Raw genomic sequence first — 22918 nt, forward strand, 5'->3', positions numbered from 1 at the left:
ATGATAAAATCATTAAAAATCGGAGATTCTTATAGCTTTAATAAGCTCGTAGAAGCTGTGGATGTAGAAAAATTTGCAGAAGTAAGTACAGATCATAACCCTGTTCATTTAGACGAGGAATATGCTAAGACTACTATGTTTAAAAAGAGGATAGCCCATGGGATGTTGGGAGTATCTTATATCTCATCTATCTTAGGGACGAAATTTCCCGGTGAAGGAACTATATATTTAGGACAGACAGTTAAATTTTTAGCTCCGGTTTATTTAGGAGATACTTTAGAAGTTAAGGCTGAAATTATTGATCTTAAAGAGGGTCGAAACGACAGAGCTACTCTGAGAACTACCTGCACAAATCAGGAGGGCAAGATGGTAATCGATGGAGAAGCCAGTGTAATGCTTCCAAAGGCATAAAAACAACGTGACGTTGCATCCAGAGAGGCATAACTTATGTTTACGAAGTAAATTACTAGTGTTTTAATTATGCCTCTTACAGGTGTAATTTTCTATACTATAAAAAATCGAGGAATTTAATCCTCGATTTTTTTATTTTATTCCCAAAAGAAAAAAGAGCAGAACTCGCGTTCTGCTCTAAGATTTATATATATGGTGCCACCTGCCGGAGTCGAACCGGCTACCTCTACCTTACCATGGTACTGCTCTACCTAGTGAGCTAAGGCGGCAAAATGCTGCTTTTAAGGCAGCAATTATTTAAAATATTTCATTGGATTTACAGGAGTCCCATATTTTCTTATCTCATAGTGAAGATGCGGACCTGTTACCCGTCCGGTTTTTCCACTCTCTGCAATAAGCTGTCCTCTGCTTACCCTCTGACCTTTCTTTACTTTTATCTTATTTAGATGCGCATACCTGGTTTCATAGCCTTTGGAATGTTTAACAATAACTATCTTACCATATCCACTCATCCATCCTGCATATGTAACAGTTCCGTTTTCCGAAGCTTTTACATCTATATAATGAGCTCGCAAATCTACTCCCATATGACCTATCCACCTTTTTAATACAGGGTGTAATCTTCTTCCATAGGGACTGGTAACACCTTTCCAAGCTGTTGGCCAATATACATCGAAACCTTTTTTGGTTCTGGTAATTCTGGCTAGATCTACCTTGGGATTATTTATTATTAACATTTGATTCAGATTAACTATATTTGATGTTAAATTATTGGTAGTTTTTAATTCACTTACGGTTTTCCCAAATTTTGAAGCTATCTTTGAAAGGGAATCTCCCTTAGCTACCTTGTAAGTTATGGAATTTCCTCTGGTAATTTTAAGTTTTTCTCCAATTTTTAGATACTTTCCCATATTGGGATTGTTGTATTTTAAAACCGTCTGCGACTGCCCAAATCTATTGGCAATTCCACCCAGTGTATCTCCAGATTTTACCTTATAATACGTTATTTCTGCTCTTTTTTTTGATTCTTCTTGTGTTTTTTCACTTACAATGGTGTATTGTTTTTCATATACTTTAAAGTCAGAAGTTAATAGCTGGTAACCACCGTTATCGGCCTCTGATTCAGTATAGTAATCTGTAAAATCATTCAAATTAACAACTTCTTTTTCCATTTTTTTAATAGTATTATATGCTAAAAACACATTAAATACAAGTAAAATTACGAGAAGCTTTTTTATTTTTTTATTCAATTTTTTGCTTCTCCTTTCGAATAATAGTTTAACAATTCTTCATTAGTCTTTGTTTTTTTTATAGTGTCTATCAGTTGTTTAGAACCTTCAGCAGTACTAAGCTTACTGAGGTATCTACGAATTTTCCAGATTGCCGAGAGTTTATCTTCCTCAATCAATAACTCCTCTTTTCTTGTTCCCGATCTTTTTATATCGATAGCTGGGTATATTCTTAATTCAGCTAAAGTTCTGTCCAGGTGGATATCCATGTTTCCAGTACCTTTAAACTCCTCAAAAATAATATCATCCATCTTACTTCCGGTATCTACCAACGCTGTCGCTAAGATGGTCAAACTTCCGCCGCCACGAATGTTTCTTGCTGATCCAAAAAATTTCTTTGGATAATATAGAGCTGTCGGGTCTATCCCACCAGATATAAGCTTACCACTAGATGGTATCACAATATTATAGGCTCTTGCAAGTCTTGTTATTGAATCCATCAATATTACAATATCTTTTCCGTCTTCTAATATTCTTTTGGCTTTATCTAAAACCATCTCAGTTACCTTAATATGGTTTTTAGGATCTTCGTCAAAGGTAGATGAAAAAACTTTAGCTCCACAAACTGTCTCCTTTATATCTGTTACTTCTTCAGGTCTTTCATCTATAAGTAATATCCATACTTCCAAACCCTTATTGTTCTTTATTATACTATTGGCAATATTACTTATTAACATGGTTTTACCGGCTTTAGGAGGAGCTACAATAAGACCTCTCTGTCCTTTTCCCAGAGGTGCAATGAGGTCGATAACTCTTCCTGAGATATCTCCCTCCCCTCCTAATAGGATTTTTTCATCTGGGTATGCCGGTATTAATTCATCAAAAGGTACACGATTTTCTGCTTTTTCTAAATTATCTCCATTTATCAGGAGAATCTTTCTCATGGCATAGTTTTTTTCTGTTCCCACCGGTACCCTGGCTTCACCTAAAACTATATCACCATTTCTAACCTTAAATCTTCTTATCTGTGTAGAAGATATATATACATCCTTTTCCACATTGGTTTCACGGAGAAAACCATAACCATCAGCAAACACTTCGATCTTACCCCAGGCTATGGTGTGCCCGTCACTTTCCCTTACATATTCCCCTATTTTTTCAATCAATTCCAATTTTTTATAATCATAAGATTTATCTATATTTAATTTTTTAGCTATCTCCCTTAATTCAGAAAGGAGTAACCCACTTAAATCCACCAAAGTCATCATCCCCTTTTTATATACAGTATATACATTGATACAAAGTAAATTAATCCAATAATATATGTATCATATCTTCTTTTTTTATTTTTAAACATAATTCCCATCATAAATACCAAAAGTATCAGCATAGAAAATATAGCTGTTAACTTATGAAATCCACCTAATGATTGATATATATTTTCATCCCTTAAAAATAGATCTGTAATAAATATAATCATTATATTAAATATGTTGCTTCCAAATAAATTTCCAACAGCCATATCATATGATTTTAATTTAATCGCTTCAATACTTACAGTTAATTCCGGTAAGGATGTTGCCAGAGCTATTAATATCAGCCCTACAAAAGATTCTCCCAATTGGATTCCAAAGAATGGTGTGCTGGCAATCTTATCACCTATAAAGCTAAGCCCTGTTCCTAAAACAACTACGAAAAATGCATTTATAGCAAATCCCTTTTTTGCCTGTGGAAGAGTTATCCCGCCCTCTTCTATCTCATGAAATTCCTTTATCTCTTCTTCCAATTTTTCACTAAATTCATCATTTTGCTGATGTTCATAGACATAGATTGATTTCATGGCTATAAAATAAATTCCTAAAATCATCAGGGAGAATAAACTGATGTTCATTATTCCCTCTGTTGGGAATGAAAATCCCAATAAAAATATTAAGGTTAAAATCATAGCCCAAAAACCAGCCATAAAGTTTTTACTGCTTACCTTGGATGACAAAGAGGTGGATCTTAATACAAATATATCAACTATAAATACTACAAATATATTGAATAAATTACTCCCAAATATATTTGATACTGCCATTTGAGGGTTCCCCATAAGGGTAGCACTGATACTTGTAACCATCTCTGGCAGGGAGGTTACCGCTGCTAACATCACTATCCCTATCCAGGACTTTTCAATTCCCATCAAGTCTCCTATGGCATCTCCATATAAACTTAATTTTTTACCGACTACTATTATAAATCCTGCCAATACTGCAAAGATCAATATGTATAACATCTTCTCACCTCTATTTTATGCTAACTCTCCGTATAAAGTCCATGTTTTTGCCGTTACAATTTTAACATCCACAAAGGTTCCCTTTAAAGAACTGTCACCTTCAAAGATAACTACTTTATTTGCACTTATCCTTCCTGTCATTTTTTCCTTATTTCTGTGACTAGGACCTTCCACTAGAACCTTCACAGTCTTTCCTACATAACTCAAACTGCATTCCTTTGCATTTTCATTTTGAACTTCCATCAATCTTTGTAATCTTGATTTTTTTACTTCCTCTGAAATCTGCCCTTCCATAGTTGCTGCCGGTGTTCCCTCTCTGACAGAATACATAAACATATAAGAATTTTCATATTTAACTTTTTTAATTATATCCATAGTATCCAAGAAATCTTCCTCTGTTTCCCCAGGAAATCCAACTATGATATCTGTAGTTAGTGATATGTCCGGCAATGCAGTCTTTATCCTATCTACCAGAGCCAGATAATCTTCCTTAGTATACTTTCTATTCATGGCTTTTAACATATTAGTCGATCCCGACTGCACTGGCAGATGCATATTCCGGGCTATTTTTTCCGGGTATTTAGCAGCTACTTCCAGCACATCCAAAGTCAGATCTTTTGGATGAGGTGATACATATCTAATCCAGTAATCTCCCTCAATCTGACAAATTTCATCCAATAATTTAGCAAAATTAATCTCATGACTATTATCAAAATCTTTTCCATAGGAGTTTACATTTTGCCCCAACAGTAAAATATCCTTATACCCTTTTTTTACATATTTTCTCACATCATTCACTATATCTTCCATGGGAACCGATCTTTCACGTCCCCTTACATATGGAACTATACAGTATGTACAAAAGTTATTACAACCATAATTTATTGCTACAGAAGCCGAAATCCCGTCTCCGAAGTTAGCATCTATCCTAGGAGGCAACTCATCTTCCTTGTCAGTCAGTACTGCATGTACTACTTCTCCCTTTAATATTTTTTCCATAATTTCCGGCAGTTGTGCTATATTTTGATTCCCGATAACTATATCTACATGGGGTGCTCTTTCTAAGATATGCTCTTTTTCCTCTTGAGCTACACAGCCTGTTACTCCTATTATCATCTTAGTCTTTCTCGCATTTTTTATAGTCTTTAAGTTTCCTAATTTCCCCTCTATTCTTCCTGCTGCTCCACCTCTTACAGTACATGTATTTAAAAATACGGCATCTGAATCATGGATGTCGTCAGTCATCTCATATCCATTTCCCTCTAGTAATCTTGTCATTTTAGCAGTCTCATTTACATTCATTTGACAACCATATGTTATTATTGTAGCTTTTTTCTTACTCATTAATTTCCTCCATCTAACATCTTTTATACATAAAACTTAATCCTATATATTGTAGCATAATACTTTGTTTTTCGATAGGATTACTTAAAGACTTCTCCTGCTTCTAAATACCATAACAATAGATCAAAATGATCCATAGGAATCTCTATCTCCCTGCAATATTTTTCGATTTTTTTCTCGATTTCCAAATATTTTTTAGGCGTTATAGTTTTAGGAATTTCATCGATCACTCCTAATCTCATTATATTTTTTAATATATGCCTGTCTAAAATGGCTATCTCGTCTCCAAACCCTATATTTCTAAGGAAATGACTGGCTTCTTTATACCCTATCCCCTTGATATTTTTTACCAGCCAAATTCTTTTTTCAAATACATCACCGATCTTGTCTACCAATGTCTTGGTGACTATCCTCCCCTCTTCATCCTTCATAAATTCACGAAGAATAACAAGGTTTTTTGCCTTAGTATTTTTAAACCTCACTACATTTAGATACGGTATCAAATCATCTTCCATCCCGGTCCAAAATACCTCAGCCTCCAGCATCCCATTTATTGCCTTTTCTGCTCCCCTGGCCTTAGACTGGGGGGTCAGAATGCAAAAAGCCAGTTCTTTATAGACATCCTCATTGTTTCCGTTAAACCAAATCTCCTTATACCCATCTATCCTAGCTTCTATAAGCGGCTTTATCCTTTTATACACTTTCATTATTTCTATTAAATATTGATTACTCATCTACGATCCCTCCTTACAATAAATTAAAATTAATTCAATTATACCTCAAATTTTTGTCTTATCACAAATCTTTAAAAAATTTAACCCCTCATCCCTGGGAGATTTAACCCCTAATGTCGCTAATAGAAAAATTAAAATCCCGTATTCTCTATTTCTTACCTATGCTTGTTCCCTCATCCGCGTTCTATTTCTTTAGGTTAATTTGCGTAATCTGCGATTTTTTTGACACAGATCAAAATTTTAATATGGATTTTTTAAAATCATATAAAATATCAATTTTCTTATATATATATTATTCATTCTATTTATTAAAATTTGACACACTATGCTTATATCGGTATAATATAATATATACAATATATGCGATATATATATATCAAGAATTTTAGGAGGTAGATATTTTGACTGGTAGACAAATTTCCCTGAACAGGGCTGACGAACTTAAGAACACCATAAACGATTATTTAATAGCAAGAGACGGTATACCAACTGGTATGAGCGAAGATGTAAGGAAACAATTTGAAATCTCAAAAGCCGTCCTTTTAAAGCATTTTGGGGCTACAGAAAAGGACTGGAACGATTTTAAATGGCAGCTTTCAAATAGAATCACAGACGTTAAAACTTTAAGTTTAATCTTAGACTTAAGTGAAGAAGAAAAAAAAGAGATTCAAAGTGTAGGAGATAAGTATAGATGGGCAGTTTCACCATACTATGCTTGTTTACTGGATCCAAAGGATAAATACGATCCTATTAGATTACTTAGTATCCCTGCTTCTGTCGAATTAGATAACAACTCTGGAGATGCTGATCCCATGGGAGAGGAATACACTAACCCTGCTGGAACTATCACTAGAAGATATCCAGACAGACTTATCATAAACACAACCAATGAGTGTGCAATGTATTGCAGACATTGCCAGAGAAGGAGAAATATCGGTGAGAACGACACCGCTACCCACGATAAAGATATTTTAGAATCAATTGAATATATCAGAAATAACCCTGAAGTTAGAGATGTGTTGCTTACTGGAGGAGACGTTTTAGCCCTGTCTGATTCTAGATTGGAATGGATCTTAGCTGAACTTAGAACTATCCCCCATGTAGAAATCATTAGAATAGGTAGTAGAACACCTGTTACTATGCCGCAAAGGATCACAGATGATCTGGTTAATATGATAAAGAAGTATCATCCTATCTATTTAAATACCCATTTCAACCATCCAAAAGAAATAACTCCTGAAGCTAAGGCCGCGTGTGAAAAATTAGCTAATAATGGAATCCCTGTAGGAAACCAGGCAGTTTTATTAAACGGTATAAACAACAATAAGTTCGTAATGAGACTTATGAATCAAGAATTATTAAAAATCAGATGCAGACCTTACTATATCTTCCATGCAAAGCATGTTCAAGGAACCGAGCATTTTAATACATCTGTAGATGACGGATTAGAGATCATGGAATACCTGAGAGGATTCACTTCTGGAATGGCTATTCCAACTTATATTGTTAATGCACCAAAGGGACAGGGTAAAACACCTTTAATGCCTCAGTATATGTTATCTCGTGGAACTGATTATGTTATGATTAGAACTTGGGAAGGTAAAGTAATCAAGTATGAAAACCATCCTACAAAAAATATAAGAGAGATCTATTAATCTTTTAATTAGGCTGCCCCTCATGGTCAGCCTAATTTTTATAATTTTTTTAACACCAATAAACATTAATATTCATAAATAAAAAAAAACTGAACCGCAAATTACGCTAGTAGACACGAATAAATAGAATGCGGATATTGAAATATAGCTCTTTGGTGACGACCCTTGCGGTTACTTTGTGATAAAAGGGTTTTATTAGCGATATTAGCGGTTTCAAAAAATTAAAAACTACTTGCTCCTCCTTGTTTTTTGGGGGATCTTGTGGTAATATAGATAAAATCAATTCTCATATATTTTCTTAATAAGGAAGAAAGTTTCTACTAGCTGCCGTAAATAGCTAACTATGAGTGTAATTTTAAGATGAATATTTTCTTAATAATTTCACTCAATATGAGGTGTTTAAAACATTTTTGGAGGTTTAATTATGAAAATATTACATGATACTATATTAAAGGATGGATTAGCGTTATCGGACTCAATCTTAAAGGTCGATTCATTCGTTAATCATCAAATAGATCCTAAACTTATGAACCTGGTTGGAAAAGAGTTTGTCAAAAGATTTGAAGGTAAGAAGATCGATAAGGTTCTAACTATCGAGGCTTCCGGGATTGCTCCTGCTATGATCACCGCTTTAGAACTAGGTGTCCCTATGGTCTTTGCTAAAAAACATAAACCCATTACTATGGATGACTTTTACTCTACCACTGTTTACTCATTTACAAAGGAAACAAATTATAATTTAACAGTTTCCAAAGAATTTATAAATGAAGGGGAGAATATTCTTCTAATCGATGACTTTTTGTCAGCAGGAAACGCTATCCTTGGACTTAGAGATATAGTAAATCAGGGTGGAGCCACTGTTGTAGGAGTAGGTATTGTTATTGAAAAAGGATTTAAAGAAGGAAGAGAAAATCTTTTAAAAGAAGGATTTCACCTGGAATCACTTGCCATTGTTGAGAAGATGGAAAAAGGTAAGATTACATTAAATAAATTAAAATAACGCAGCATTGTGAAAAAGAAGATCCCTAGGGACCTTCTTTTTTTTAAGCTATAACCTTTTTAATTTTTTTAGCTAAACCTTCTAATTTTTTACTGGGACTTCCGCATATTGCAATCCTTATCCCATGGGCTACCTGGATTGGATATATATTTTCGTGGTTCAGCTTTTCAATACTTTCTTTGATTTTTTCATTTTCTATCTTTAATGTAATAAAAAAGCCCTCTTTATATGGATAAACTTCTAAACCTACTTCCTTGGCTTCCTCTAAAAATATCTTAGACCTTTTCTCCAACAGTTTTACATATCCATCTCTTTCCTCTGTTAATTTATCCCTTAAGGTTTTATTACTTTGGATAGTTGAAAATAATTTCATCCCACCCTTAGGAACATTTGACCAAACACCCCGACACGTAAATTCATTGGCTCTCATATAGTCATCTATATTTTTCTTTTCATTTGAAATAAATACACTTCCCCCTACACGAAGTCCATATTTAGTCAGTGTTTTCGAGCAGCTAAATGCGAATACAACTAAATTTTTAGGAGATAAGTTCGTAAAACTTTCCATATATTTACGACTTTCTTCATATCCTTTTACAGAGTAGTCTATATAAGCAACATCATTTAAAAGGATAAAATTCCCATCTTCAGACAGGTCATTCATGACTTTTACAACACTCTCCCACTCAGATTTGCTCATAGAGTATCCTGTAGGATTGTGACACGGATCATTTATTATGACTAAAACTTTTCCCTGTAATTTCATTATCTTGGATGATTTTTCTCTGAAACTTTCGATATTAAACTCATCTTTTTCATTGAATAACTCATAGGTTTCTATTTTTAAATCATGTTCCTTTGCCATTATCTTATAGGGGCCCCAACCGATATTTGGAATAAGCAGTGTTTCTCCTGCATCCAATATATTTTTCAGGGTAGAACTCACAGATCCAGATCCACCAGGGGTAGCTATAGCTCCCACATTGAATTTTTCTTCATGATCCCCTAATACCCATGACTTTATTTCCCTCAGATAATCATTGTTTCCAATAAATGATTCTGCATACGGTGCTATGTCCATCTTATTTAAATTTTTATACACCTCACTTACAGAATCAAAAATAGTAAATTTGCCATCCTCATCACAAAGTGCTCCTATCGTTACATCCACTACCTTGTCTTCACCATACTTAAGCTTAGCATCACTGGCCTTTTTTACCATGGTAAATACCGTATCTACAATATTTTTATCTTCCGATCTTTTGGCTAATATTCCCATTTTCTCCTCCTTATTTTTTATAGATTGTTCCCTTTATCTTTTCATATATTTCCTGTATATCACCCTCCGGCATTTCTCTTTCCTGCCATATTTCTTCTGCTTTTACAGCCTGCCCCACCAGCATCAAGAGTCCATTTTCTCCTACTTCAAACCCCTCTAAAAATTTAGTTTTTTGCGGGTTATAGATAAGATCAATTCCAGCCTGGTATTCTTTTTTTTCCTCTATATCCAGTATACTACATTCTATATTTGGATGCATCCCACAGGGAGTGCAATTAACTATTAAATTTTTTTCAGATATGGTCCTTAATTCATTGTAGGAAATAATATTTAAATCTTGAAAATTTTGAAAATTAATCCTGGCTTTTTCTGTATCTCTGGTGACTAAGTAATTTTCTCCCCCTAAATCTTCCAAACACTTAACCACTGCTCTCGCTGATCCACCACCACCACAGATAAAGTTTTTTTTATTTTTTACCTCTAACTTTAATTTAGATATTATCATCTTGAATCCATAGTAATCTGTATTATAGCCGATTAATCTCCCGCCTTTAGACATTACAGTATTAACTGCTCCTATCTGTTTGGCTTCTTCGGATATTTCATCTAAATACTCCAAAATATCTGTCTTGTAGGGGATGGTTATATTTATACCTAATAATTCTGACCCTCTTAACTTTTTTACCACTTCTGCCAGATTATTATGAGCCACCTCTATCAATGAATATTCCCCATCTATCTCAAATCTTTCAAATATCATCTTATGGATCATAGGAGAATAACTATGCCCTAATTTCTCTCCAATTAAAGCGTATTTATTTTTCATAACTGCCAATCACCTCAAAATATTTACTTTTTTTCTCTATCTCTTCTATTGAAGGTTTCAAGGTGTTGTAGTTCCCCTCCAATTCTACAAAAAAAACATATTCCCAGGGAGAATCTTTAAGAGGCCTTGATTTTATACTTAACATATTGATACCGTATCTGCTGAACTTCCCTAAAACACTGGAAAGGTCTCCTGATTTATTATATGTGGAAAATGCCACCATGATCCTGTTATGATTTTTGTTTACAATTAATTTATTCCCAATGACCATAAATTTAGTTGTATTTTCTTCATGGGTATTTATGTTTTTTGCCAGGATATCCAAATTATAGATCCTTGCTGTTTCAGCACTTCCTATAGCCCCTTTAGTTATATCCTTCATTTCACTTACATATTTTGCACTTATAGCTGTATTGTAGTATGGAATCTCCTTATAACCTCTCCCCTTTAAAAAAGTTTGAGATTGTTTGAACCCCTGAATATGAGAATAGATTTCTTTGATATCACTTAATTTAGAGCCCTTTATCCCCAGTAAATTGTGGTCTATTTTCAACTCTATAATATCTATTATATAGGCATTGTATTTTTTTATAAGATCAAAATTATCGGTGATATCCCCTGTATAGGAATTTTCAATAGGCAGTACCCCTACCTCTATTTCTTTATTTTTTAATGCTATAAATACATCTTCAAAGTTGTGGTAGGAGTTTAGGAGTTCATCTTTATATTTAGTTTTAAGTGCCAAATAACTGAAGGATCCCGGTATCCCCTGGTATCCAACCACCTTATCCAGCCCCAGAATAGCCTTTTGATAACTTCTAGAAATTTCCATATTTCCTTCTAAAAATTCAACATAATATTTTTTTAGTTTTTCATCTGAAACCCTCCTGGAATTTTCTTCTATTACTACTTTTTCCCTTGCTGTATCCAGCACTTCCATCCCTGTACTCTGCTTATATTTTGCAATTTTTTCCACCACGTTCATTCTTTTTACAAATAATTTTGCCATCTCTTCATCTATTTTATTTATCTCACTTCTCAATTGATCTAATTTATTCATTTCCACCATCCTAAGATACCATCAAAAAATCTAAGATCCCTATGGCTGCCATGGCTTCTACTACCACTAAAGCTCTTGGAACTATACAGGGATCGTGCCTTCCTACAATTTTAAATTCTGTTTCCTCATTAGTTTTCATATTTATAGTTTTTTGAGCCTTTGATATAGAAGGAGTTGGTTTTATAGCCACCTTAAAGTTTATAGGCATCCCATTGGTAATTCCTCCTAAAACTCCCCCGTTATTATTAGTTATAGTTTTTACTTGCTCGCCATCCATATAGATATCATCATTGGCTTCACTTCCAAATAGATCGGTTATTCCAAATCCAGCACCAAACTCCACACCTTTTACAGCTGGGATAGAATACATCAACCCGGCTAACTGGCTCTCAATAGAATTAAAAAATGGGTTTCCAATTCCGGGTTTCATCCCTATGATAGAGCACTCTATTACTCCTCCCAAGGAATCACACCTACTTTTTGCCTGGAGTATCTTTTCCCGGCTGAGACTTTCCAAGGTTTCATCTAAAAATGGGAGCTGTTTTTCAGACAGTTTTTTAAAAACTTCCATATTCAGATCCTTTTCACAAAAATCCCTGTCTTTAAGATCTTTTATACTCTTTATATGTGTTCCTATATGGATCCCTTTCTGCTTTAATATTTGCTTTGCCACTGCCCCTGCAAATACAACGGGAGCTGTCAGCCTGCCGGAAAAATGACCTCCTCCACGATAATCATTGTACCCGTCATACCTTTTATACCCGGTATAGTCAGCATGAGCCGGTCTGGCTATATTCTTTATCTGGCTGTAATCCCTCGATTGCTGGTCTCTATTTCTAATCAGTATACTCAGAGGTGCTCCTGTAGTATAACCATTAAAATATCCGCTTAAAATTTCAAAAGTATCTGCTTCTTTTCTGGCTGTTGTAAGTTCATTTTTACCTGTAGCACGTCTTTGCATCTCGAATTTTATCAAATCCAGGTCTAACTCCACCCCTGCCGGTAAGCCGTCAATGGTAATCCCTATCCCTGCACCGTGGGATTCTCCAAACAATGATAATTTTATATTTTTCCCCCAAGTTGAACCCATAACGCCTCCTTTTTTGCCGCAGATGACACTGATTATCAACAGAGCTTTTAGAATCACAGAACACGGTTCTCTTTTAGATTACCCGATATGGGCATCACCAATATCTCTAAAGTTTATTCCATAAACTAAGAATATTGCGAACACAGGAAACTCTCTGATTTTTACGGATTAACTTTTTTCTAGGTTTTACCCATAAAATAAAAAGCCAATTTTTCTCATTTCCGTGATAATTTATGTCATTCATGGTTTCAGTTTTTTATCTTTTTACTCCTCTATTATTTCCATATTCCCGCTTAGTTTTTCAAAATCTTTCCAAAAGTTCGGATATGATTTTTTCACCGAATCTGCACCTGTAAGGATAATCGGCTCATCACATCTGCTGCTGGCTACTGCCAGTGCCATGGCTACCCTATGATCGTTCCAGGCATCTACTTCTACTCCACCCTTTAGTTTTTTTACTCCCTCTATGATCATCCCATCCTCAGTTTCTACTATCTTAGCACCCAATTTATTCAGTTCGGTTGTCATAGAAGTTATCCTGTCAGATTCTTTTATCCTCAGTCTGCCGGCATTAATTATCCTGGTAGTCCCTTCACTTAAACTAGCCAAGACCGTCACTATAGGCCCTAAATCCGGGCATTGACTCAGGTCAATTGTTGCCCCGGTTGATTTTTTCCCTGCTATACTAATTACACCTTCATCTATTGTCAAGTCGCCACCCATATCTTTCAATATCTTTATTATTTCCCTGTCGCCTTGCAGAGACTCAGGGTTCATTCCAAGACAATTGATACCATCATTTAAAAATCCAGCTACCAGCCAAAAGGCTACCTGGGAAAAATCTCCCTCGACCCTATAATCATGTGCCCTGTATCCTTGATTCCCAGGAACAATAAATTTTTCATAATTTTCATTGATTATTTTGATGCCGAATCTGTCTAAAATATCTAAAGTCAGGTCTATATACCCTTTAGATTCCAAATTAGTAGTTATAATTATTTCAGAATCGCCATCTAATTTTGGCAGTGTATAGAGCAGCCCCGTTATAAATTGAGAACTTATATCTCCCCTTACCTCAAACCTGCCTGGTTTTAATTTCCCATCTATAGTTAAGGGCAGTTCTTCCACACCCCGGCTGTATTTTATCCCCTGTTTGTCAAAAATTTCATGGAATACATTGAGTGGTCTGGTAGTCAGTCTTCCCTCTCCTACAAAGGTCACTTCCCCATCTGCCAATAGAGATATAGGTATCATAAATCTGATTGTAGATCCCGATTCCCCGCAATTTATAATTTTATTTATCCTTTTTAGGTTTTTAGATCCTGTAATAACTTCATAATCTTCAAATATTTCTATCTCCACTCCTAAATCTTTCATAGCCTGGGTTGTTACTGCTATATCATTTGAAAAATTAAGGTTTGTTATCACACTCTTTCCATCAGCTAATGAACCTGCAATTATAGCTCTATGTGCCAGACTTTTAGACGGTGGTATCACCACATCCCCTTTTAATTTGTTTGGAATTATTCTTACCTTCATTTCTACCCTCCTACCCTGCAAAATTACTAGTTCTAGACTACGTTGCATCCATTTGATTTAAATCTAATCTTTTATTTAAACAATTTATTGGTGATCTCTTCCTCTCCTACCTTCTTTATCTCTACCTTCCCTATTTCAGATAAAAATATAAAATTTAATATTCCCGATATATTTTTTTTATCGGTTTTCATGATCTCTATAAGATCTTTTATTTCAACCTCGTCTTCTATGGGAAGGTTATATTTTTTTAAAATTTCCTTTATTTTATCCGAAACCCCTGGTTTTGTTATTCCTAATCTTTCCCCTAACTTTGTTATGTCATACATGCCTATGGAGATTGCCTCTCCGTGGGTATATTTCCCATAGTTATAATATTTTTCAATGGCATGACCCAGAGTATGACCAAAATTTAATATCATACGCAAGCCCAGATCCAGCTCATCTTTTTCTACTATTTTCGCCTTTATCTCACAGCATTTTTTAATTATTTTTTCAATATCCGTCATGGAACTCTTTAGATCTTCCTTCCCCAGCAGATAGTCAAAAAACTCACTGTCATAGATGGCACCATATTTTATTACCTCGGCCATCCCGCTCCTGACTTCCCTTTCATCCAGAGTTTTAAGGAGATCAGGATCGATAACTACCATCCTGGGCTGGTAAAAACTTCCAACTAAATTTTTACCCCTGGTTGTATCCACTGCAACCTTCCCTCCTACACTGCTGTCTACCTGAGCCAGCAGTGTAGTTGGTATCTGTATAAAATCTATCCCTCTATATATTGTAGATGCTGCAAATCCTGCCAAATCTCCAACAACTCCTCCACCAAAAGCTATGAGAAGATCTCCCCTTTTTATCTCTGAATCGATTATTTTTTCATATACTTCGGTGAGGGTCTCAAAGTTTTTATTTTCTTCCCCTGCATCAAAGACTACCTTTGCAGGCATATAACCTGACATTTTCAAATTTTTTAATAATTTATCTCCATAAAGTTTATCTACATTTGTATCGGTCACTACAACTATTTTTTTCTTCTTGTAGACTTTTGATATATATTTTCCTATCTCATTAAATATTCCCCTGTCTATAAAAATATCATAGGATTTTTCATCCAAATTTATATGCAATTTTTCCATTTTTAAGATATCTCCTTTCTCCTCATGGTAGATTTTCTAAACTCTTCTTTCAGGGATTCACTATCTCCTTCTTTTAAAGAATTTTTTATTATATCTAAACTTTCCTCAAACCTTTCTATCTTTTTTATAAGATTTTCCTTGTTTCCCATGAACAGTTTATCCCACAGGTCTTCATTGATCATGGCTATACGGGTAAGATCCCGGTATGAATCTCCTACAAACACATTGGTATCAAAGTCTTTTTCATCTGAATTAACTAATGCAACTGCTATGGCATGAGTTAACTGACTGGTAAAGGATATAATTTCGTCATGCTTTTCAGGAGTTATCCGGGAAACCCTCTTAAATCCCATCTTATATGCTAATTTTTCTACTAAGTCCAAATTTTCGGCATGATTCAAAGGATGAGGAGTTATTATAAAGTTGGCTCCATGAAATATCTTTTCACTGGAGTTCCATACTCCCTGGACTTCCCTTCCTGCCATGGGATGGGCTCCTATAAAGTCTATATCTAATGGAAGTTTTTTCATTACCCTGTCTAAAAGATCACCCTTTACTCCTGCTGCGTCTGTAATAACTGCATTAGTTTTAAAATCATCTCTATTTTCCCCTATAAATTTTTCTACCAGGTTTGGATAGAGACAGATTACTATTAGGTCACTTTCAGATAGAGGGAGTTTAGGATCTGCAAATCCCCTGTCTATTATACCTTCAGATTCTGCATAGGAGAGGGCTTTTTCATCCACATCTATCCCATAGATCACATCAAATTCATCTCTCAATGTTTTAGCATAACATCCACCTATAAGTCCTAACCCTACTATACTTAATGTTTTTTTCTGCTTCATAATAAAAATCCCTTTCCTTAAAGGTTTCCCTAAAGGGACACCAAATAACATCATTTAGAAAAAAGATTATTTCATAATCTTTTCTCTAAAACTTTTTTGTTAAATTCCGCCATATGCTGCCACTATAATTTTATGATTTACAACTGCTTAAATTTGATATTTGATAAAAGAATAGATACCCCGGGGGTATCTCATATAATTACTACATCTTCTTACCTACTACCTCTAATATCTTCTTTACATCGATTACTAAGTCTTCAAATTGCTCTGGTCTGAGTGATTGTGCCCCGTCACATAGGGCATTTTCAGGATCATTATGCACCTCTATCATCAACCCATCTGCTCCTACTGCTGCTGCTGCCATGGCTAACTTTTTTACCATCCATCTTTTTCCTGTAGCATGGCTGGGATCTACAATTACCGGCAGGTGACTCAATTTTTTTACTGCTAATACCGCACTTAGATCCAGTGTGTTCCTTGTATACTTTTCATATGTTCTGATTCCTCTTTCACACAGGATTACCTTGTCATTTCCCCCTGCCATGATATATTCAGCAGACATCAGCCATTCTTCGATGGTAGCCGACAGCCCTCTTTTTAATAAAATTGGTTTATCTATCTTACCAAGGGCTTTCAACAGATCAAAGTTCTGCATATTTCTAGCTCCCACCTGGATTATATCCACTTCTTCAGCAAATTTTTCCACCAGATCTACCGACATAATTTCAGTTACTATTGGCATCCCCGTTTCTTTTTTCGCTTCCTTTAATAGTTCTAATCCCTCTAATTCCATCCCTTGGAAAGCGTAAGGAGAAGTTCTCGGCTTATATGCTCCTCCACGGAGGATTTGAGCCCCTGATGCTTTTACCGATCTTGCTACTTCCAAGATTTGATCCCTTGATTCTACCGAACAAGGTCCAGACATAATAGTAAAATTCCCCCTGCCGATTTTTATCCCGTTTACATCTATTATTGTGCATTCCTCCTGCATCTTCCTGTTGGCTTTCTTAAATGGTTCTTGTATTCTAGTCACCTTTTCTACTCCTTCTAATGCTTCCATATCTCTTATGCTTAATTTTGATGTGTCTCCTACTATTCCTAAAACTCCATATTCCTTTCCCGATATATCCTTTATTTCCATTCCAAGGCTTTCAAATACTTCTACAATATGGCTCACTTGATCATTTGTGGCACCTTTTTTTAGTTTAATTATCATCATTTTTCCTCCCAATATATCTAGATTTTTAAATTATCCTATAAAATAAAAAACCTGTTCTCAATAGAACAGGTTACAATTTCCCTAATAAAAAAACCTATATTTAAAATATAGGTCTACAATTAAAAAATTTATTTTAACGAATTGTTTTAAGTTTAATAAACCTGTTGGTTATGAAATTTGATTGCTTTTCAATTCATACCAATATCTAAAGCCCTTCATCACCATCTGATTTACCTCCTTAAAATTTATTTGATCTAATCATACTCCTATTGTATCTCTTTGTCAAACATTTTTTATTTATTTTTATCCCTGCTCTACATCTATACCATTCTGTAACTTCAACAGCCTTTTAATTCCCTGACTTTCTTCTCTATTACTTTTGGATCACCATTAGTTTCATGAACTAATTTTACGATAGCTGATCCGACTATGGCTCCATCTGCTATCCTATGTATCTTTTCTACATGTTCCCTGCTGGATATCCCAAAACCAACCGCTAAAGGTAAGTCTGTCACGGCCCTTACTTCTTCCAGAAAACTTTTTAAATCTACATCAAAGTTATCCCGAACCCCGGTCACACCAAAAGATGATATGCAGTAGACAAATCCACTCCCTCCCTGATTAATTATGTCCCCTAACCTCTCCTTGGAATTAGGAGCAACCAAGGGTATTAAATCTACATCGCTTCCCTCTATTAATTCTCTGATTTCTTCCCTTTCCTCCAGGGGAAGATCCGGTATTATGAGCCCATCTACCCCAGCTTCCTTACATTTTTTTATAAAATTTTCTATCCCCTGGCTCAAGATAGTATTGAAATAGATTAAAAACACCAAGGGGATCTCTGTTTTTTCCCTGGTTTTTTTTACAACTTCAAATACTTTAAATAACCTGGTCCCATTGTCCAGGGCCCTCTTGCCGGCTGCCTGGATAACAGGCCCGTCAGCTATGGGATCTGAGTACGGTATCCCCAATTCTATTATGTCGGCTCCTCCCCTTTCCATAGCATAAATCAGCTGTTCTGTCTCATCTAAGCCAGGATCTCCAGCTGTTATATATGTAACCAGCGCTTTTTTATCTCCTAATTCTTTAAATTTTTGCTCTATCCTCTTCATAGTTTTATTCCCCCCCTAAATATTCAGCCACCGTATGGATATCTTTATCCCCACGTCCCGATATGTTTATTACTAATACCTGCTCTTTTCCCATCTTAGGAGCTAATTTCACTGCATAAGCTATGGCATGGGAACTTTCCAGTGCCGGTATTATTCCCTCCTGTCTGGTTAACAATTTAAACCCTTCCAAGGCTTCATCATCTGTTACCGATTCATATTTCACCCTTTTTATATCATGCAGATGGGCATGTTCCGGACCTACCCCAGGATAATCTAATCCAGCCGATATAGAGTGTGCCGGCGTTATATTTCCATCCTCATCGCAGAGCATATAAGTTTTCATCCCGTGTATTACTCCTACGTGACCGCAAAATGCTGCCGCATGCTGCCCTGTTCCTATTCCATACCCCGCTGCCTCTACTCCATACAGTGCTACTTCTTCATTTTTTATAAAGTCATAAAACATCCCCATGGCATTGGAGCCTCCCCCTACACAGGCAATTATCGCATCTGGCAGCCTTCCTTCAGCTTTGACTATCTGTGATTTGGTTTCTTCTCCTATTACCTTTTGAAAATCCCTTACCATAGTCGGATATGGATGGGGTCCCACTACCGATCCAATCACATAAAATGTATCCCCTACCCTCTGCACCCATTTTCTTATGGCTTCATTGGTTGCATCTTTTAATGTCCCCGTTCCTGATGATACACCTGTTACCTTGGCTCCCAATAGTTCCATCTTAAAAACATTTATTTTCTGTCTTTCCATATCCTCTACACCCATGAAAACTTCACATTCCATCCCGAATAATGCCGCACCTGTTGCTGTTGCTACCCCATGCTGCCCTGCTCCCGTTTCAGCTATCACCTTCTTTTTTCCCATTCTTTTAGCCAGTAAGATCTGTCCAAGCACATTATTTATCTTATGAGCCCCAGTATGATTCAGATCCTCTCTTTTTAAGTAGATCTTTGCCCCTCCTAATTTTTCACTTATTTTTTCAGCATAAAATAACGGTGTTTCACGGCCTACGTATTCTTTCAGGTAATACCTGTATTCCTCCATAAATTCCGGATCATTCTTTGCCTCTTTATAGGCTGATTCCAGTTTTTTCAATGGATTCATCAGTGTTTCAGCCACATATTGACCACCAAATTTTCCAAATTTTCTATTCATTTTTCCCACCCCTTCTTAGTTTTTGAATAACGTTCTTTATTTTTTCACCATCTTTAACCCCATCTGTTTCCACCCCTGAACTGAGGTCTATAATATAAGGCTCTACCTTTCCCACAGCTTCTAATATATTTTTATAAGTTATCCCTCCAGCCAGAGCAATCTTATATTTTTTACTCATCCCCTGGATCAAATCCCAGTTGAAAACTTTACCACTTCCGCCTCTGACCCCTTTATTATAGGCATCTAAAATACACAGGTCTGTATGTTCTTTATATTTTAGAAGCCTTTCCTCTATACCTCTATTCTTTACCGAAAACGCCTTCCAGATTTCATATCTGCCTCTGAATTGCCCACAATACTCAGCTGTTTCTTCCCCGTGGAATTGCAGAATATCCAGTCTACAGTATTTTGCTGTCTTTTCTACATCTTCTCTTCTTTCATCTACAAATACTCCTACAGTTTTTATCCTTTTATCCAGTTTGTCGATCAATTCTTTAGCTTTTTCTTTAGCGATCTTTCTCTTACTCTCGGCAAAAATAAATCCCACATAATCAGGTAAATTTTTATTCACCATCCCGATATCTTCCACCCTTTGCAATCCGCATATTTTTATTTTGGTCATCCTTTCCCCCTAAATTTTTCTGCTAATTTCCCTATATCATCACACCTCATAAATACTTCTCCGATCAGAACTCCGTCTATCCCTGCTTTTTTTAACTTTTCTATATCCATCTGATTTTTTATCCCGCTCTCAGAGACTATCACCTTATTTTTTGGAATTAATTTTGCCAGCTCTACCGTTGTATTCAGGTCCACTTCAAAGGTTTTTAAATCCCTGTTATTTATCCCTATTATCTGAGCTCCTGCCCTGATGGCTGTCTCAATTCCCTCTTTTGCATGGACCTCTACCAGGGCATCCATCCCCAAACTTTCAGCTGTCTGTATAAATTTTTTCAATGTCTTTTCTTCTAAAATTGCTGTTATTAAAAGTATTGCTGAAGCTCCTAATATTTTTGCCTCATAAATTTGAACCTCTTCTATTATAAAATCCTTCCTCAGGGCAGGGATCCCCACCGCATCTGTTATTTTTTTTAAATATTCCGGGCTTCCCAGGAAAAAATCTTCCTCTGTCAGTACAGAAACTGCATCTACACAATTTTCATATTCCACAGCTAATTCCAATGGATCAAAATTTTCTTTTATCACCCCCTTAGATGGAGATGCTCTTTTCACCTCCCCGATTATGGATAAGCCTTTTTTTTGAAGTGATTCTATAAAACTAGGTCCGGGTTCTGACCTTTCAGCTTTTTCCTTTAGCAGTTTTATGTCTAAATTTAACTCCTTCAGCCTCATCTTCTTTCTTTCTACTATCCTTTCTAAGATCATTTTTACCCTCCCTATTTATCTGTTTGTCATTTCTACCAGTTCATCTAATTTAGCAAGAGCCTTACCGCTTTCGATTATCTCTCTGGCCATCTCTACTCCCTCCTGGATAGACGATGCTTTTTTTCCTGCATACAGAGCTGCTCCGCTGTTTAGAAGTAATATATCTTTTTTTGCTTCTCTTATCTCTCCCTTAAATATTCCCCTTATTATCTCTGCATTTTCTTTAGGAGTTCCCCCTTCCAATTCTTCTTTAAACCTTCTTTTCATTCCAAAATCTTCTGGTTCTATATAATAGGAGTTAATTTTTCCACCTTTCAATTCACTTACCTTGGTTCTATCGGTTACTGTTATCTCGTCCATTCCATCCATTCCATGAACAACCAATACATGTTCAGTTCCTAATTTTTTCATAGCCTCTGCCATAAGTCCGGTTAAATTTTCATGGAATACTCCCAATACCTGTCCATTGGCTCTGGCAGGATTCGTAAGGGGCCCCAGCATATTGAATATCGTCCTAAACCCCAGCTCTTTTCTAACTGCTGCTGCGTATTTCATAGAACTATGAAATGCAGGAGCATATAGAAATCCCAGATCTATCTTTTCCACACATTCTTTTACCCTTTTTGAATTTATTCCTATATTTATGCCCAAAGTTTCCAGTACATCTGCACTCCCGCACTGGCTGGATACCGACCTATTTCCATGTTTTACTACTGCTACTCCTCCAGCAGCTGTTACAAATGCTGATGCTGTAGAGATATTGTATGTGTCTGTACCATCTCCCCCTGTTCCGCAGGTATCCACAGTATATCTATCCCCTAAATCTATCTGTTCCGCTTTATCCCTCATAACCTTAGCTCCACCACTTATTTCTTCTGAGGTTTCCCCTTTTAATCTTAGAGCTGTTAAAAAGCTGGCCATATGAACGCTGCTCACCCTCCCTTCCATTATTTCTGTCATTGCATAGGTCATCTGAGATTCTTTAAGATTTTCACCACTGACTAATCTCTCAATAATTTTAATCATATACCTCCTCCTACAACAAAATTTTCTATCATCTTCATCCCTTCAGGTGTGTAAACAGATTCAGGATGAAACTGTAATCCTACAATCTTATATTTTTTATGTCTCACAGCCATTATTTCCCCATCATCAGTTCTTGCTATTATCTCCAGCTCTTCATTTAACGTCTCCTCTGCAATAGCCAGGGAATGATATCTTGCCGCCTTTGTATTTTGGGTTATGCCGCTGAATATTCCATCTTCAGAATGAATTATTTTAGAAGCTTTTCCGTGAAATATCTCCTTGGCGTAGGATACAGTCCCGCCAAATGCCTCTCCTATAGCCTGATGTCCCAGACATATCCCCAGGATGGAATATTTTTTATACAATTTTTTTATAAGTTCTATGCATATCCCTGCTTCCTTAGGAGTCTTAGGCCCCGGAGATATCACTATCTTATCGGGATTCAGCCTGTCTATCTCCTTTACACTTATCTCGTCATTTCTAAAAACTCTTATATCTTTTTCAAACCTTCCTAAATACTGATATAAGTTATATGTAAATGAATCGTAATTATCTATTAAAATTATCATGAA

General features: G+C 35.8%; 22 protein-coding genes, 1 tRNA gene and 1 riboswitch. Of the genes, 3 read left to right on the forward strand and 20 right to left on the reverse strand.

Annotation, left to right across the window (positions count from 1 at the left end; all coding sequences use genetic code 11):
* Complete coding sequence (locus DYH56_RS02005; protein ID WP_114641175.1) at positions 1-411, forward strand: MaoC family dehydratase; 411 nt, start codon at positions 1-3, stop codon at positions 409-411.
* A gap of 193 nt (positions 412-604) precedes the next feature.
* On the opposite strand, the gene DYH56_RS02010 is transcribed toward DYH56_RS02005, so the two are convergent.
* The 6 genes from DYH56_RS02010 to DYH56_RS02035 all read right to left on the reverse strand — a co-directional run bounded on the left by DYH56_RS02010 (position 605) and on the right by DYH56_RS02035 (position 5996).
* A tRNA-Thr gene (locus tag DYH56_RS02010) sits at positions 605-680 on the reverse strand.
* A 24-nt stretch (positions 681-704) separates the two neighbouring features.
* A complete protein-coding gene (locus DYH56_RS16415; RefSeq protein WP_114641176.1) occupies positions 705-1661 on the reverse strand; it encodes a peptidoglycan DD-metalloendopeptidase family protein in 957 nt (318 codons plus the stop codon).
* Positions 1658-2899, reverse strand: coding sequence for a transcription termination factor Rho (rho, locus tag DYH56_RS02020; RefSeq protein ID WP_233499976.1), 1242 nt, complete (start codon positions 2897-2899; stop codon positions 1658-1660). The genes DYH56_RS16415 and rho overlap by 4 nt, the downstream gene beginning before the upstream one ends.
* Positions 2900-2904: 5 nt before the next feature.
* On the reverse strand, positions 2905-3918 hold the full coding sequence (locus DYH56_RS02025; RefSeq protein WP_114641178.1) for a sodium:calcium antiporter: 1014 nt from the start codon (positions 3916-3918) through the stop codon (positions 2905-2907).
* A 15-nt stretch (positions 3919-3933) separates the two neighbouring features.
* Positions 3934-5262 (reverse strand): tRNA (N6-isopentenyl adenosine(37)-C2)-methylthiotransferase MiaB, encoded by a 1329-nt coding sequence (miaB, locus tag DYH56_RS02030; RefSeq protein WP_114641179.1) that lies wholly within the window; start codon positions 5260-5262, stop codon positions 3934-3936.
* 80 nt (positions 5263-5342) lie between these two features.
* A complete protein-coding gene (locus DYH56_RS02035) occupies positions 5343-5996 on the reverse strand; it encodes an N-glycosylase/DNA lyase (protein WP_114641180.1) in 654 nt (217 codons plus the stop codon).
* Positions 5997-6397: 401 nt separating this feature from the next.
* On the opposite strand from DYH56_RS02035, the gene eam reads away from it, so the two are divergent.
* The gene (eam, locus tag DYH56_RS02040) at positions 6398-7651 is read left to right on the forward strand and encodes a glutamate 2,3-aminomutase (protein ID WP_202922747.1); all 1254 of its coding nucleotides are present in this window, start codon (positions 6398-6400) and stop codon (positions 7649-7651) included.
* 266 nt (positions 7652-7917) lie between these two features.
* A riboswitch (purine riboswitch) is annotated at positions 7918-8015 on the forward strand.
* Positions 8016-8075: 60 nt separating this feature from the next.
* On the forward strand, positions 8076-8651 hold the full coding sequence (locus DYH56_RS02045; RefSeq protein ID WP_114641182.1) for a xanthine phosphoribosyltransferase: 576 nt from the start codon (positions 8076-8078) through the stop codon (positions 8649-8651).
* Between the two features lie 43 nt (positions 8652-8694).
* Here the strand turns inward: DYH56_RS02045 and DYH56_RS02050 are convergent, their stop codons facing one another.
* From DYH56_RS02050 to DYH56_RS02115, 14 genes are all read right to left on the reverse strand, one after another.
* On the reverse strand, positions 8695-9930 hold the full coding sequence (locus DYH56_RS02050; RefSeq protein ID WP_202922748.1) for a pyridoxal phosphate-dependent aminotransferase: 1236 nt from the start codon (positions 9928-9930) through the stop codon (positions 8695-8697).
* A 10-nt stretch (positions 9931-9940) separates the two neighbouring features.
* On the reverse strand, positions 9941-10756 hold the full coding sequence (locus DYH56_RS02055) for a shikimate dehydrogenase family protein (RefSeq protein ID WP_114641183.1): 816 nt from the start codon (positions 10754-10756) through the stop codon (positions 9941-9943).
* Positions 10746-11816 carry a chorismate mutase gene (locus tag DYH56_RS02060; protein WP_114641184.1) on the reverse strand — a complete coding sequence of 357 codons (1071 nt, stop codon included), beginning with the start codon at positions 11814-11816 and terminating at the stop codon, positions 10746-10748. Before DYH56_RS02060 ends, DYH56_RS02055 begins: the two co-directional genes overlap by 11 nt.
* A gap of 10 nt (positions 11817-11826) precedes the next feature.
* Positions 11827-12906 (reverse strand): chorismate synthase, encoded by a 1080-nt coding sequence (aroC, locus tag DYH56_RS02065; RefSeq protein WP_114641185.1) that lies wholly within the window; start codon positions 12904-12906, stop codon positions 11827-11829.
* A 264-nt stretch (positions 12907-13170) separates the two neighbouring features.
* Complete coding sequence (aroA, locus tag DYH56_RS02070) at positions 13171-14445, reverse strand: 3-phosphoshikimate 1-carboxyvinyltransferase (RefSeq protein WP_114641186.1); 1275 nt, start codon at positions 14443-14445, stop codon at positions 13171-13173.
* 71 nt (positions 14446-14516) lie between these two features.
* Positions 14517-15581: a 3-dehydroquinate synthase gene (aroB, locus tag DYH56_RS02075; protein ID WP_114641187.1), complete on the reverse strand. Its 1065-nt coding sequence runs from the start codon at positions 15579-15581 to the stop codon at positions 14517-14519.
* A 2-nt stretch (positions 15582-15583) separates the two neighbouring features.
* A complete protein-coding gene (locus DYH56_RS02080) occupies positions 15584-16429 on the reverse strand; it encodes a prephenate dehydrogenase (protein ID WP_114641188.1) in 846 nt (281 codons plus the stop codon).
* A 202-nt stretch (positions 16430-16631) separates the two neighbouring features.
* Positions 16632-17645 (reverse strand): 3-deoxy-7-phosphoheptulonate synthase, encoded by a 1014-nt coding sequence (aroF, locus tag DYH56_RS02085; protein WP_114641189.1) that lies wholly within the window; start codon positions 17643-17645, stop codon positions 16632-16634.
* A 341-nt stretch (positions 17646-17986) separates the two neighbouring features.
* Positions 17987-18760 carry a tryptophan synthase subunit alpha gene (trpA, locus tag DYH56_RS02090; protein ID WP_114641190.1) on the reverse strand — a complete coding sequence of 258 codons (774 nt, stop codon included), beginning with the start codon at positions 18758-18760 and terminating at the stop codon, positions 17987-17989.
* A gap of 4 nt (positions 18761-18764) precedes the next feature.
* The gene (gene trpB, locus DYH56_RS02095; RefSeq protein WP_114641191.1) at positions 18765-19934 is read right to left on the reverse strand and encodes a tryptophan synthase subunit beta; all 1170 of its coding nucleotides are present in this window, start codon (positions 19932-19934) and stop codon (positions 18765-18767) included.
* The gene (locus DYH56_RS02100) at positions 19927-20556 is read right to left on the reverse strand and encodes a phosphoribosylanthranilate isomerase (RefSeq protein ID WP_114641192.1); all 630 of its coding nucleotides are present in this window, start codon (positions 20554-20556) and stop codon (positions 19927-19929) included. The genes trpB and DYH56_RS02100 overlap by 8 nt, the downstream gene beginning before the upstream one ends.
* Positions 20553-21320: an indole-3-glycerol phosphate synthase TrpC gene (trpC, locus tag DYH56_RS02105; protein WP_114641193.1), complete on the reverse strand. Its 768-nt coding sequence runs from the start codon at positions 21318-21320 to the stop codon at positions 20553-20555. Before trpC ends, DYH56_RS02100 begins: the two co-directional genes overlap by 4 nt.
* Positions 21321-21335: 15 nt before the next feature.
* On the reverse strand, positions 21336-22346 hold the full coding sequence (trpD, locus tag DYH56_RS02110; RefSeq protein ID WP_114641194.1) for an anthranilate phosphoribosyltransferase: 1011 nt from the start codon (positions 22344-22346) through the stop codon (positions 21336-21338).
* Positions 22343-22915 (reverse strand): anthranilate synthase component II, encoded by a 573-nt coding sequence (locus DYH56_RS02115; RefSeq protein WP_114641195.1) that lies wholly within the window; start codon positions 22913-22915, stop codon positions 22343-22345. Before DYH56_RS02115 ends, trpD begins: the two co-directional genes overlap by 4 nt.
* Between the last annotated feature and the right edge of the window lie 3 nt (positions 22916-22918).

Source organism: Psychrilyobacter piezotolerans (assembly GCF_003391055.1).
In the GTDB taxonomy this organism is placed as follows: Bacteria; Fusobacteriota; Fusobacteriia; order Fusobacteriales; family Fusobacteriaceae; genus Psychrilyobacter; species Psychrilyobacter piezotolerans.